Source organism: Kibdelosporangium banguiense, assembly GCF_017876405.1.
In the GTDB taxonomy this organism is placed as follows: Bacteria; Actinomycetota; Actinomycetes; order Mycobacteriales; family Pseudonocardiaceae; genus Kibdelosporangium; species Kibdelosporangium banguiense.
On the sequence record NZ_JAGINW010000001.1, the window covers coordinates 11,430,165 to 11,442,915 of the forward strand.

Annotated in this window: 11 protein-coding genes; 2 read left to right on the plus strand and 9 right to left on the minus strand. The window is 66.1% G+C overall.

Translation table 11 applies throughout. The features are described from left to right. Nucleotides 1-127: 127 nt before the first annotated feature. The 3 genes from JOF56_RS51100 to pruA form a co-directional block, all read right to left on the minus strand. Nucleotides 128-1,711 carry a CehA/McbA family metallohydrolase domain-containing protein gene (locus tag JOF56_RS51100; protein WP_209646678.1) on the minus strand — a complete coding sequence of 528 codons (1,584 nt, stop codon included), beginning with the start codon at nucleotides 1,709-1,711 and terminating at the stop codon, nucleotides 128-130. 69 nt (nucleotides 1,712-1,780) lie between these two features. Beyond that, the gene (locus JOF56_RS51105) at nucleotides 1,781-2,695 is read right to left on the minus strand and encodes a proline dehydrogenase family protein (RefSeq protein ID WP_209646679.1); all 915 of its coding nucleotides are present in this window, start codon (nucleotides 2,693-2,695) and stop codon (nucleotides 1,781-1,783) included. Between the two features lie 2 nt (nucleotides 2,696-2,697). Continuing rightward, nucleotides 2,698-4,323, minus strand: coding sequence for an L-glutamate gamma-semialdehyde dehydrogenase (gene pruA, locus JOF56_RS51110; RefSeq protein WP_209646680.1), 1,626 nt, complete (start codon nucleotides 4,321-4,323; stop codon nucleotides 2,698-2,700). Nucleotides 4,324-4,385: 62 nt separating this feature from the next. On the opposite strand from pruA, the gene JOF56_RS51115 reads away from it, so the two are divergent. After that, nucleotides 4,386-5,933 (plus strand): PucR family transcriptional regulator, encoded by a 1,548-nt coding sequence (locus JOF56_RS51115; protein ID WP_209646681.1) that lies wholly within the window; start codon nucleotides 4,386-4,388, stop codon nucleotides 5,931-5,933. On the opposite strand, the gene JOF56_RS51120 is transcribed toward JOF56_RS51115, so the two are convergent. From JOF56_RS51120 to JOF56_RS51145, 6 genes are all read right to left on the minus strand, one after another. Next, on the minus strand, nucleotides 5,920-7,068 hold the full coding sequence (locus JOF56_RS51120) for an MFS transporter (RefSeq protein ID WP_209646682.1): 1,149 nt from the start codon (nucleotides 7,066-7,068) through the stop codon (nucleotides 5,920-5,922). The genes JOF56_RS51115 and JOF56_RS51120 overlap by 14 nt on opposite strands. Continuing rightward, a complete protein-coding gene (locus JOF56_RS51125) occupies nucleotides 7,065-7,901 on the minus strand; it encodes a family 3 encapsulin nanocompartment shell protein (protein WP_209646683.1) in 837 nt (278 codons plus the stop codon). The genes JOF56_RS51120 and JOF56_RS51125 overlap by 4 nt, the downstream gene beginning before the upstream one ends. Further along, nucleotides 7,898-9,187, minus strand: a complete 1,290-nt coding sequence (locus JOF56_RS51130; protein WP_209646684.1) for a DegT/DnrJ/EryC1/StrS family aminotransferase — start codon at nucleotides 9,185-9,187, stop codon at nucleotides 7,898-7,900. Before JOF56_RS51130 ends, JOF56_RS51125 begins: the two co-directional genes overlap by 4 nt. 34 nt (nucleotides 9,188-9,221) lie before the next feature. Beyond that, nucleotides 9,222-9,989, minus strand: a complete 768-nt coding sequence (locus JOF56_RS51135) for an SDR family oxidoreductase (protein WP_209646685.1) — start codon at nucleotides 9,987-9,989, stop codon at nucleotides 9,222-9,224. Beyond that, complete coding sequence (locus JOF56_RS51140) at nucleotides 9,989-10,939, minus strand: sulfotransferase (protein ID WP_209646686.1); 951 nt, start codon at nucleotides 10,937-10,939, stop codon at nucleotides 9,989-9,991. The genes JOF56_RS51135 and JOF56_RS51140 overlap by 1 nt, the downstream gene beginning before the upstream one ends. A 119-nt stretch (nucleotides 10,940-11,058) precedes the next feature. Beyond that, entirely contained in the window at nucleotides 11,059-11,769 is a 711-nt protein-coding gene (locus JOF56_RS51145) for a TetR/AcrR family transcriptional regulator (RefSeq protein ID WP_209646687.1), read from the minus strand. A 92-nt stretch (nucleotides 11,770-11,861) separates the two neighbouring features. Between JOF56_RS51145 and JOF56_RS51150 the strand changes: the two genes are divergently transcribed. Next, nucleotides 11,862-12,689 carry an alpha/beta fold hydrolase gene (locus JOF56_RS51150; protein ID WP_209646688.1) on the plus strand — a complete coding sequence of 276 codons (828 nt, stop codon included), beginning with the start codon at nucleotides 11,862-11,864 and terminating at the stop codon, nucleotides 12,687-12,689. The last annotated feature ends 62 nt before the right edge of the window (nucleotides 12,690-12,751 follow it).

Consider the following 12,751-nt stretch of genomic DNA (forward strand, 5'->3'; position numbering starts at 1 on the left):
CCGGCGGGATCCGACAGAAACAGCAACCACAGACGGCCACGGGCCCACCTGTCCACAGCAAGCTCCCCGTCGCGTAGTTTCTGTCGGTACCCCTCACTACGCTGGATCTCGTGGGCCGAGGCCGCACTCAGTAAGGCAGGGCCCAGATTGGGTTGGTGTAGAACCAGAGGTCCTTCCATGGGTCCGCGTTTCCCACGACGTCGATTGCGGGGCCGGCGGGGTCCACGGCTGCGCCGAGGTAGCCGGGGGCGGATCGGTTGCCGTCGGTGCCGCGGAGCCGGACATAGACTGGCCGGTCGAGGCGCCCCAGTGAGTAGGTGAAAGTCACGGTGCCGGTGGACTTGTTGACGTCGAAAGACTTCACGACCTTGGTGTACGGCGCGGTCATTGTGTCGCGGTCGGTTACGGGGCCGGTGACGTCGCCCTGAATGACGTCCACTCGGGACAGGATTGGAACGAACTGCGCCCAGTTTGGGCCGTTGGCCAGGTCGATGGAGATCACGAGTTCGATGGGAGTTCCCCGGCGGGCGTGCAGGGAGCCGCCCAAAGTGGCGCTGGTTAGCCGGTTTCCCACCATGCGCAGCCTGATGTCGAGTCCGCTGATCAGGCCGCCGTGATCGACCCATACTCGCCCGGCGCGGATTCCGTCCATTACGGCGCGGTAGGAAAAGTCGGTGGCGCCAACGTGAGTCCGGCTGTAGCACCCGGGCCAGAAGTCTGCCTCACCAATGGCGAGGGCGGCGTTGTAGACCGGGTCGGGATGACGTCCGTTGGCAGCGAAGTCACCGCCGGGGCCGCGCACCGAGTTGTCCGCGTAGACACTGTGCGAGTCTGAGTTCGCGGTTATCCACCAGGGTTTTCCCTCGGCCAGCAGGCTGTCCCAGACGCCGCCCACCGTGGATGTCATCCAGTCGAATCCGCCGTAGGTGAAGTAGCTTTCGGCTGGATAGCCTGGGAATGCGTCCGGACCGTGGGAGCCGTCGTAGTAGCCGCGGGCGCGTCCACCGCCGTGTGGGGCGGGAATGCCAGCGGCTTGGTGGCCCGGCGCGCCTTCCATTCCGACGAAGATTCGGGAGGTGTCACGCCAGTTGCGCAACTCGTGTGGGGAGTCCAGTCCTTTGCGCGCCGGGTGGTTCGCCAGCATCAGGGCGTCCTCGACGCGCTTGTTCCGGACCGCGTCAGCCATGAAGTTGATGCCGGCTATGGCCAGCGCTTCCTTGTTGGGGTTCGCTTCGGTGAGACGGCCTTCATATGTGCTCTCGAACTGCTTGAGCAGCGAGACCTCATTGCTGCCCGGGTGGACGAACACAGTTCCGTGTTCAGCCCCGGGTATGTTCCATTCCAGTCCTTGGAACACCAATGTGGAGCCGAAGGCGGAACGGGCGGTTTTGATGTCCGGGTTTACTTTCTCCACGCCGATTCTGGCGTGTGTCGCACCGCCGTGGTCGGTGATGACGAGCCAGCCCAGGCCGTAGGCATTGCCGTGGCGCACATGGTCGATGACGCGGTACTTTCCGTCCTCGCTGTAATGCGTGTGCACGTGGTGGTCGCCGGCCAGCCATCGGAAACCACCGCGAGGGACGGGCGCGGCAGCGGCCGGGCTCGAGAGGACACTGCCGACCGCCGCACCGAGCAGGCCGGCCCGGCGTAACACTGAACGCCGGGACAACTCGTCGTGGTTCAGTTCCTCGTCGGGAACGGTCACATCCATGGAGCGGGGCAGCTCGGCAGAGTGATGGTGTCCCAAATCAAGGCTCCTTAATACACGACTTGCAGCAACCTACCCCCGAGTCGCCAGCGCACGCAGGAAGAACGCCAGGTTGGCAGGGCGTTCGGCCAAACGGCGCATGAAGTACCCGTACCACTGCACTCCATACGGCACATACACCCGCATCTTGTCTCCGCGCCGGGCGATCGTTTCCTGCTCGCCAGGCCTGATCCCGTAGAGCATCTGGTATTCGAAATCACGCCCCGCGCCCAGCTCACCGGCGATCGCGATGATCCTGGGATCGTGCGACGCGACCATCGGGTACCCGTCGCCTTGCATCAGAATCCTCAGCACCCGGACGTAATTCCGGTCCACTTCCGATTTGTCCTGGTACGCAACAGAATCAGGCTCACGATAGGCACCCTTGCAAAGCCTGACCCGGGACCCGGCGCTCGCCAGGTCCCGGGCATCCGCCTCGGTCCGGTACAGGTACGCCTGCAGAACCGCGCCCACCCAAGGGAAGTCGACGCGCAGTTCCGACAGGATCTCCAGGGTCGAGTCCGTGGTGGTGTGGTCCTCCATGTCCAGCGTGAGTGTCGCGCCCACAGCCGACGCGGCCTCGGCGATCAGCCGGGCGTTGTCCAGGGCGATCTTGTGACCGTCACCCGGCAACGCCTGGCCGACCGCGGACAGCTTGACCGACACGTCCGCACCAGCTGCCAGCCCTTGCTCGGACAACGCCGACAGGAGCGACGAGTAAGCCTCGACCGTGTGCTTGGCATCGGCGACCTCGGTGGTGTCCTCACCGAGGTAGTCGATAGTCACCGCACGGCCCGACTCCACCAACGAGCGCGTCGCGGAGACCGCGTCCGGCGTCAGTGCCCCGGCGACGAACCGGTTGACAACGGGCTGTGAGAGCGGATTGCGCTCGACGACATTCCGGGCCCACGGCGAGCGCGCCGCGGCGAGCAGGCTGGTACGCAACATGATTACCCCTGGTGTGGGTGACGGGACACGGTCGGCGGGACGAAGGTCTCCTTGATGGAGCGCGGGCTGACCCAGCGCAGCAGGTTCAACGGCGAACCGGCCTTGTCGTTGGTGCCTGAGGCCCGGCCGCCGCCGAACGGCTGCTGGCCGACCACGGCGCCGGTCGGCTTGTCGTTGACGTAGAAGTTGCCCGCGGCGAACCGCAGATCCTCGGTCGCCCGCTCGATCGCGGCGCGGTCGTTGGCGATCACGGCACCGGTCAGGCCGTACGGCGCGGCGCTCTCCATCTGAGTCAGCACGTCGGAGAACTTGTTGTCCTCAAAGACATGCACAGCCAGGACGGGTCCAAAGTACTCGGTCGTGAAGACCTCGTGTGACGGGTCGGTGCCCAGCAGGACCGTCGGCCGGACGAAGAATCCCTCGCTGTCGTCAGCGGTTCCGCCGGCGGCCACAGTCAGAGCCGGGTCGGCAGCAGCCCGGTCCAGAACGCCGGAGAGCTTGGTGAACGAGCGGCGGTCGATCACTGCACCCATGAAGTTGCCGAAGTCCGTGACATCACCGACAGTCAGACTGTCCACCTCGGACAGGAAGTCGCCGGAGAGACGCTTCCACAATGAAGCCGGGACGTACGCACGTGAAGCCGCCGAGCATTTCTGGCCCTGGTACTCGAAAGCACCGCGCACCAACGCGGTCCGCAGCACGTCGATGTCGGCCGACGGGTGCGCGAGCACGAAGTCCTTGCCGCCGGTCTCCCCCACGATCCGCGGGTATGAGCGGTAGCCGGCGATGTTGGCGCCTACCTGGCCCCACAGGTGCTGGAACGTCTTGGTGGACCCGGTGAAGTGGATGCCGGCCAGGTCAGGGTCGGTCAGCGCGACGTCGGAGACCGCGAGGCCGTCGCCGGTGACCAGGTTGATCACCCCGGCGGGCAGGCCGGCCTCTTCGAGCAAGCGCATGGTCAGGTGTGCGGACAGCGACTGCGTGGGCGACGGCTTCCACACGACGGTATTGCCCATCAACGCGGGCGCGGTCGGCAGGTTCGCCGCGATGGCTGTGAAGTTGAACGGCGTGATGGCGTAGACGAAGCCCTCAAGCGGCCGATGGTCGGTGCGGTTCCAGATGCCCGGCGAGCTGATCGGCTGCTCGGCCAGGATCTGGCGGGCGAAGTGCACGTTGAAGCGCCAGAAGTCGGCCAGCTCGCAGGCGGCGTCGATCTCGGCCTGGATGGCGGTCTTGGACTGGCCGAGCATGGTCGCGGCGTTGAGCCGGGCCCGCCACGGGCCGGTCAGCAGGTCGGCGGCACGCAGGAAGATCGCGGCGCGGGAGTCGAAGGACAGCGAGCGCCAGTCAGCGGCGGCGCGCTTGGCGGCGGCGACCGCGGCTTTGGCGTCGTCGTGGGTCGCGTTGGCGAGCGTGCCCAGGACGTGGTGATGGTTGTGAGGCTGCACAACGTCGATGCGCTCGCCGCCCGCCATCCGCTGCTCGCCGTCGATGGTGAGGGTGAACTCGACGGTTTCCTTAGCCTGAGCTGCGATTTCGGCTTCCAGGGCAGTCCTGGGGGCGGTGCCGGGCGCGTAGTCGAAGACCGGCTCGTTGACCGGGGCGGGAACTCGAGTCACTGCATCCATGGACTAACGGTAGGACCGCTTTGACCTGCAGATTTTGTCCAGTTGGCTAAAATCGGACCATCATGGTCAGCCGATCGGACAAAACGTTGCGCCAGGTCCTGCAGGCGCTCGGAGATCCCCTGGTCGAGGTGCTCACGGCCCCTCGCGGGCTGGACGACGTGGTTCGCGACGTGGTCATCCTCGACCCCGAAGACGACCCCGACGTCCGCCGAGGCGACGTCGTACTGGTCATCGGCCTCCGCGGCCGTGCCGCCATCCCGACCGTCCGCGCGGCCGCACGCCGTGGCGCCCTGGCCGTCGCCGTCAAGGGCCGTGACGATGCTCTGCAACAGACCGCGACCGACATCGGCGTCGCACTGCTCGCGGTTCGTCCCGACGCTCGTTGGGAGCAGGTCGAGTCGTTGGCGCGCGCTAGCATTCTCGCCGGAGTTGACGCTGACGATGAGACTGTCAGTGACCTGTTCTCCCTAGCGCAGACTATCGCCGCATTGACCGGCGGTTTGGTCAGCATTGAGGACAGCGCGAGCCGCGTGCTCGCATACTCGCGCTCATCCGACGAGGTCGACGAGCTACGCCGCTTGTCGATCCTGGGCCGCCAAGGCCCCGAGCAATACCTGGCTTTGCTGCGCGAATGGGGCGTCTACCAGCGGCTACGCGAGAGCGAACAGGTCGAACGCATCGAGGAACGTCCCGAACTGGGCATCCGCCGACGCATTGCGGTGGGTATCCACGCTGGCGACCAGTCCCTCGGCGCCATCTGGGTCCAGGAAGGCGCCACACCGCTCACCACACAAGCCGAACGCGCTCTCCTCGGCGCCGCCCGCGTGACAGCCCTGCATCTGGTGCGCAGCCGCAACAATCCAGCCGCCCCTTTGCGCCTGCGCGAGAGCCTCCTCGAAGGCCTGCTCGACGGTCACACAACCGCGGCCGCCGTCGCCGCGAACATTGGTACAGACCCGAAACGCCCGGCCGGAGTCGTCGCCTTCGCCCTGACCGACGACGCCGACCGGTCCACTTTGGAGCTCCGCCGCGCGGAACTCACAAACCTGATCGCCGTCCACACAGCCTCATACCGCCGCGCGGCACTGGTGACCACTCTCGGCGCCCGTATCTATGCCCTCCTGCCCGACCTGCACGGCACCGACGGAATGCTCACCCTGACCAAGGAAATTGTTGCCGCAGCCCGAAAGCACGCAGGAATAGCGGTCCGGGCAGCGGTCGGACTGGCCCCCGATCTGAGCCGCACAGCCTCCGCCCGGCGTGAGGCCGACCGCGTTCTCGACGCTGAACTCGACGCCCCGGTCGCGTCGATCAACGACGTCCGCGCCGAGGTCATGGTCGCCGAACTGCTCGCGTTGCTGGCCGAGCACCCCGAAATCCGCGACCCCAGACTCGACCACCTGACAGCCGAGGACACCAAGGGCATCCTGGTCCCCTCAGTCCTGGCCTACCTCGAAGCCCTGGGAGACGTCCGCGCGGCCGCCGACCGGCTGCACATCCATCCGAACACCCTCCGATACCGGGTCCGCAAAGCCGCCGAGACAGCCGGAATCGACCTCGACGACCCCAAACAGCGCCTGATCACCCAGTTGCAGCTCAGCCTGCGGTGACCGCCCTGCGCGTGATCATCCAGCGGACCACCAGCGCGGACGCCCCGGCGGACCCCGCGGCGACGGCGAACGCGACCGGGTAACCGAAGGCCGCGACAAAGATCCCGCCCAACGGCCCGGCGGCCATGACGCCCAGATCCCAACAGGACGTCAGGGCACCGACCGACGCCCCGGCTCGCATCAACCCGCCCCGCTTGAGCGTGATGATCACAGTGCTCGGATAGACCAGCGCGGTACCGATTCCGGCAAGCGCCAGCCCAACGAGGGTGACCAGCGGACTCGCCGATACAGCCACCACCGCAAGCCCACTGAGCTCGACCAGCAAGCTGACGCCCGCCACCAACTCTCCACCGAACCGGTCGATCAATCCCCCGCCGGCAACCCGCGTGAGCACGTATCCGGCTGCGAACACAGTCAGCGGCACTGTCTCACCGCTGCCGTGATTCTCTTGCAGGAAAAGCACTGCGAACGCGCTGACGGTGCCGTAGCCGTAACTGGCGAGCCAGAGCACAAGGCCAGGCCTAGCCGCACCGCGCGGGATGATCTCGCGCCATCGGGGTCTTTCCTGGCTTGGGGCAGGCGGCCGCGCTGTGGTGAGGACCGGAACCGCTGCTGCTGCACCAAGCGCGATCACCAATACCCAGACAGCGTTGTCGTCGCCTGTCCAGTGCTGCAGCAAGGTGGCCAGGACCGGGCCCAGAGCGAGCCCGGACCACATCGACAGGCCGAACCAGCTGGCCACGCGGCCACGTCGTTCCTCCGGCGTGCCCGCCAGGACCCAGGGCAGCGCGCCAGAGAACAGAGCCGCGTCACCCACACCCATCAGGACTCGGGCGGCCAGAAGTATCGCCGCGTTCGAGGCCAGCAGTTGGCCGATCCCACCGATCGCGGTAAGCAGGGAGCCGGCCAGAACCACACGACGGGAATAGCCGCAATCGGCGATGTAGCCCGCCACCGGACGCGACAGCGCCGTGGCCGCGAAGGCGAGGCCTACAGCGAAGCCGAGCAGGACTGGTCCACTGTGGAGACGTTGCACCACTAGCTCGGGCAAGGCTTGCAGGCTCCCGCCGAAGGCGAGATTGCCCAGCAGCACGGCAAGCCAGAGCCGGAACACCGGTGCGGCCCGGGGACTCACCACGAGATGGTGCCCAGCAGCACGTGCTGCGGCAGGTGCACTGCGAGGCCGATCCGGACCGATGCGATCAGCAGGTCCTGCCCGTCGGCTCCAGCGCCGCGCCGAATTTCCATTGTGGAATCAAGCGTGTCCAGAAGCGTGAAAGCGGCACGGAAATCGGCGAGGATCAGCTCGTCGGGTGGGAGCATCCTGGTTCGCGAAACCCGGACGCCCGCCTCTGCGAGCCTGCCGAGCAACCCGTTGCGGACCAGCTCCCAGTACAGCCGTGGATGCCCGATGACTCCGTCGCAGGATCCGCCCGTCTCCTCGACCAGCGCGGCGGTCTGCGTGATCACCCTGCCAAGATCGGTGGACGGCTTTGCCTGGCGGCTCCCCGCCAGTGTGCGAATACCCGGGATCACACCGTCCTCAGTGCCGTTGAGCAGGGCGTCGTTCTCCACAGTGCACAGCCGGACGATCAAGCGGTGATCCACCACGTTCGCCAGCGTCTGCTCGTTCGCCGTGATGCCGCGCGGGACCGAGAGCGACGCAGTGAGAGTGGTGATCGCCGCGGTCGAGATCGACGTGCTGAACCGTGCCTCCGGTGTGGCGCCGTAGGACGCGCCTGAGGTATCCGATCCCCGGTGTTCCTCGCGCAGGTACCCGGTCGGTTCGGTCACTTCGCGGGTCTTGAGCAGGTGCCGCACGGTGTACCTAGGCCGGTTCGCAGCAAACGGGAAGGTCGCCGGGAGCGCGCACGGCAGCGACACCGTCACGTCCTCGCCGAACGCCGCGAACACTGCCGCCGCGAACTCCTGCCCGGGGGATCCGGTTCGGGTGAGCTCGGCGGTCATCGGCCTGTCCCCAGCCCAGCTGCGACCTTGCGGACGGCTTCCACCAGGTCGGCGCAGTCATCCAGGGTCAGGTTGGCGGACAACGGAATGTCCACCGTTTGCTCCAGCAGCATGGCGGTCCGCGGCAGGCTGCGCCTGGCCTGAGCGGCGTCCGGGAAGCAGAACCGCCAGTTCCAGAACGCGCGTACGTTGCAGTCGTCGACGTCGCCGATATTGCGCGCGCAGATTCCTTCGGCCCGCAGCGCGCACGCGAACCTGGCCGCAGTGCCCTCGTGGACATCGAGCACGCGAAACATCATCGACTCCCCCAGCAACGCGCCGGGCTCCACCGGTTGGCGCACCGCGATCCTGGACACCCCGGCCAGGCCTTCCGCGACCACCGTGTAGTTGCGCCGATGCGCCGCGACCCGCTCGTCCAGCCGGTTCAGCATGGACGTGGCCATCGCCGCCCTGATCTCGTCCATCCGCCAGCCGAAAATCGGGTGGTCCAGGTCGTTGACTGCGATCGGCGGGAGGCCTGCAGGCTCGAAATGCCGCCGCATCCGGCCTTCATAAGCTCCACTGTAGACGGTTGCGCGAGCGAACAACTCGGTGTCAGCGGTGAGCAGAAAGCCGCCCTCACCAGTATTGATCGACTTGTCGGACTGAGTGGAGAACGCACCCGCGACGCCGATCGTTCCCAGTTGCCTGCCACGTAATCGTGCACCAAGGGCAGGAACCGCATCCTCGATCACGGGAATATCCAACGGATCGGTCAACGCCCGCACCGCGTCCACATCCGAGGCAACACCTCGCATGTGCACAACGACGACAGCCTTGACCTCGTCGGTCAGCTTGCCACGCAGGTCGTCGATGTCCAGATTCAGATTCTCGTCGCACTCCACGAAGACCGGCCGGTGCCCTGCCAGCTGGATCGCCGACGGCGTGGCAGCGAAGGTGAACGCAGGACACAGCACCACGGATCGCGGCGGCAGGGCGAGCCCGAGTAGAGCGAGCGCGATAGCCGTGGTGCCGCTGGTACAGCCGAGTGCGTGAGGTACACCGAAATAGTCGCACAATGCGGACTCGAACCGGCCGGTCTCGGTATCAGAAACCGCACGATAGTCGTAACGGAAGTACAGCCTTCGTTTGATCGCGTCGATCCCGGCTTGCTCGTCGGCGGGGCAGATGAAGACATCGCCCTTGTCGTATGTCGGCCATTCGGCTGTACGAACCGGACGCCCGCCATCGGCGGCGAGTGTCGCGTCTGTAATAGACAGTGAGTCAGGTAGCGAAGTGTCGGTCAAGGGGCACCTCCATGCCTGTCGATTCAAGCGGGGGTCAGATGCCGCGGTAAGCACCGCCATCCACCAGCAGGACCTCGCCGGTCACGAAGCTCGCGTGCTCGCTCGCCAGAAACGCCGCCACCGCACCGAAATCAGCCGGTTCCCCCAGCCGCCCCAGTGGGATCTCGGCGGTGAACTCGGCCAGCTGCCGTTCTGGTTCGTCGCCCAGTTGCCGGTCGACCGCAGGGGTGCGGTGATAGCCGGGCGCGAGCACGTTGACGGTGATCCCGGTCGCGCCGAGCTCATAAACCAGCGACTTGGCGAACCCGACAAGACCGACTCGGACCACATTGGACAATCCGTAACGCGGAATGGGCTGCCGCACGGTCTCCGATGTGATCATCAGCAGCCTCCCCCAGCCTGCCGCGCGCAGATGCGGCAGGGTTTCCAGCGCGAGGCCGATGTGCGGCAGCAAGGACGTCTCCAGCGCCTGCCGGTAGTCAGGCAGCCGGAAGCCGGTCACCACACCAGGCGGCGGTCCCGCACTGTTGGTGACCACCACATGCAACTCACCTAATTCCTCCACTGTGGACTTAACCCATGCGGCGACCGCCGCTTCGTCAAGCAGGTCCACGGTGCTGGCGAGCACCCGGCCGGGGCCGAGTGCGTCGGCTTTCTGCGACGCGGCGGCAAGCCGGTCCGGGTCACGTCCGCACAACGCGACATGCGCACCTTCGGACGCGAGCGCGCATGCCGCGCCGAGGCCGAGCCCGCTCGTACCCGCGGCAACCAAGGCGACCCGGCCGGCGAGACCGAGATCCATCACACCCCCTGACGAACAGCGGAAGCTTTACTCGATGGAGTGACGGGATATCCGTAGCGAGTGAGCAGCGGCAGGGACAGCGCAGTGGCTGTGACGGCAGCCCGACGGGGAAGTTGAGCCGGCCATCGGTCATCTGGCCGTACCTGGACATCCCCACGCTGCAACCGGTCAGGATTGCCGGTAACGGTGTGGTTGATGCCGAGCGACGCAATCCGATTCGCGTCAACCGGCGGTTCGGCGTCGAGATCGAGCAGTCCCAGGATCGCGCGGAGCGCCCGGCGTGGGTCGCGGACGAAATCCTCGTAGGTCAGCCGCAGCGAGATCTCCGGGAACATCCGGCAGATCAGCTCCGACGCGGCATTGAACCCGGTCCAGTACAACGTGCTGCGGGCCGGACTCATCGCGGGAATGTAAAGTTTGGGCCGCAGCCACGAGTTCGCGGTGGCCCGAGGGTCCCGGACCACGTGCAGAATCCGGATGTTCGTCTCCTGCCGCCCGGCGAGCAACGCCGCCTCGGCGGGGTATTTCGAACTGTCCACAACGACCCGCGCACCCGTGGCACCGCGGATCGCCTGGTACAAACCATTCATTCGGTCACCCAGCTGCCGCACCGCGGGCGGTGCGGTTTTTCGCCCCGAACTCTCGGCGAGCCGGGCCATCGTGTGCCGGGTACGTACCAACTGTTGCTGGGCGCGCATCCAGGCGCGAGCCGTGCCGACCAGGTCGACGCCGCCCACCTGTTCGAGTACGTCGCGCCACACCGGGCACTGCAGTACAGGTGTCCCGCAGCCGCACGTGGAATTGGTCCCGTCACGGAGTACACCGTTGCGCCACAAGTAGTACAGCTCTCCGACGTGCACAACGCCGTCGAGTTCATTCAGCAGGTTGCCGATCAGAGTCGTCCCGCTGCGGCACCACCCTGTCACGTACAGCACCCGCGAGGAATCCATGCCACCTCCCCGTCGTGCCCCTCCACCGGTGGATGAGTTTCCGACCATAGGGCATACGGGTTTCCCACGGCTATAGGTAATTCTGTCGACGTGACCAGGAGGGGGTGATCGTGGTACGACTATCGGCTGCTGTGCGCGAGACCGGTGAGGATGTGGTCAAGGCCGCGACGGAAGGCCAGTTCGTAGCGGTCGTCGGCATGGGGTGCGTCCGCTTCGATCATGATCCGGCTCAGGTGGGGGTAGTTGCCGCCACCGATGATCATATCGCCGTACTGCGCCTGCGCGGCAAGCCAAGTCTTCATGTCCACTCCGGACCGCCGGGCCGTTTCCTTCTCAGCCAGCTCGTCGAGGACATGTCCGCGTACGAAGGTCAGCAAGGTTCCAACCTGCGCAAGGACTTCGTCGGCACTCAAGTCCAGCACATCCACCGTCGCGTATGCCGCGTCCAGCCACGCCAGACTGTTCGGCCCCAGCGTCGGACGGGTCGCGGGCAGCGCGGCCAGCCACGGATGCCGCAACACCCTGGCGCGATGTTCGTACGCGATAGCCCGCAGGTCCGCCTGCCAGTCGCCGGTCCGTGCGGGTGGCTCACGTTCACCGATCGCGCTGTCGATCATCAAGTCGAACAGCTCATCCTTCGTGGCAATGTAGCGGTACAGCGTTGTCGTACCGGTCCCCATCTCGCTGGCGACACGGCGCAAGGACACGGCTTCGATGCCTTCGGTGTCGGCGATACGGATACCCGCGGCCGCGATGTCGGCTCGACTGTGCGCCGGGCGCGGCCCCCGGGCGCCACGTTCCGGCCGCAACCAGATCGGCTGGTCAACCATGAGACCCCTTCCGCACATTATTGCGAACACTGTACGCGGTAAACTACGGTCAAATTTATGCGAACACTGTGCCCGGGTATTGGGGGAAGCTTGTGAACGTCGGTTCGGTCAACTCCGCCGACGGGACGGTCATCGGGTATCGCTGGCTGGGCAGCGGCCCCGCGGTACTCCTCATACACGGAGGAATGCAGGCGTCCCAGCACCTCATGAAGCTCGCCGTCGCACTGTCGGCCGACTTCACCGTCTTCGTGCCCGATCGGCGTGGACGCGGCCTGAGCGGACCCCACGGTGACTACAGCATCACGCGGGAGGTTGAGGATCTTCAGGCACTGATCGCCGCGACCGGGGCATCGCGAGTCTTCGGCCTCAGCTCGGGGGCGCTTGTCACACTGCGCACGGCCCTTGCCGGCTTGGAGGCGATCGCGCTGTACGAGCCCCCACTGTCGGTCAACGATTCGGTGCCATTGGCCTGGGTGCCGCGCTTCGACCGCGAGATCGCCAGAGGAAGGATTGCCTCCGCACTGGTCACTTCATTGAAAGGGCTGAAGATCGAGCCCTGGCTTGGCAGACTCCCACGGTTCGTACTCGTACCGCTCATGGCGGTCGGCAGTCGCCTGCAGGGCAACGGGTCCAGTGATGACGTGCCGATCTCGGCCCTCGTCCCCACGTTTCACTTCGACATACAACTGGTCCAGGAAATGGCGGACACAGCGCAGGACTACTCGTCGCTCGGCTCGCGGGTTCTGCTGCTCGGCGGCGCGAAGAGCCCGGCGTTCCTCGGCGTCACATTGGACGAACTTGCCGCCACGATCCCCCACGCACAACGGATCACGTTCACAGGACTGGGCCACTCAGGTCCGGACGACGACGGCGATCCGGAACGTGTCGCCGAAGCCTTGCGCGACTTCTTCACCACTTGAAAACTCCCTCACATTCGCAATGCTACGAACTTTCTACAGATCTACTGATCCAGTCGGGCGAT

Bases quoted from the DNA above. Each gene is read 5' to 3' on its own strand.
- JOF56_RS51100 (WP_209646678.1), bottom strand. From the start codon at position 1,711: ATGGATGTGACCGTTCCCGACGAGGAACTGAACCACGACGAGTTGTCC.
- JOF56_RS51105 (WP_209646679.1), bottom strand. From the start codon at position 2,695: ATGTTGCGTACCAGCCTGCTCGCCGCGGCGCGCTCGCCGTGGGCCCGG.
- pruA (WP_209646680.1), bottom strand. From the start codon at position 4,323: ATGGATGCAGTGACTCGAGTTCCCGCCCCGGTCAACGAGCCGGTCTTC.
- JOF56_RS51115 (WP_209646681.1), top strand. From the start codon at position 4,386: ATGGTCAGCCGATCGGACAAAACGTTGCGCCAGGTCCTGCAGGCGCTC.
- JOF56_RS51125 (WP_209646683.1), bottom strand. From the start codon at position 7,901: ATGACCGCCGAGCTCACCCGAACCGGATCCCCCGGGCAGGAGTTCGCG.
- JOF56_RS51135 (WP_209646685.1), bottom strand. From the start codon at position 9,989: ATGGATCTCGGTCTCGCCGGCCGGGTCGCCTTGGTTGCCGCGGGTACG.
- JOF56_RS51140 (WP_209646686.1), bottom strand. From the start codon at position 10,939: ATGGATTCCTCGCGGGTGCTGTACGTGACAGGGTGGTGCCGCAGCGGG.
- JOF56_RS51145 (WP_209646687.1), bottom strand. From the start codon at position 11,769: ATGGTTGACCAGCCGATCTGGTTGCGGCCGGAACGTGGCGCCCGGGGG.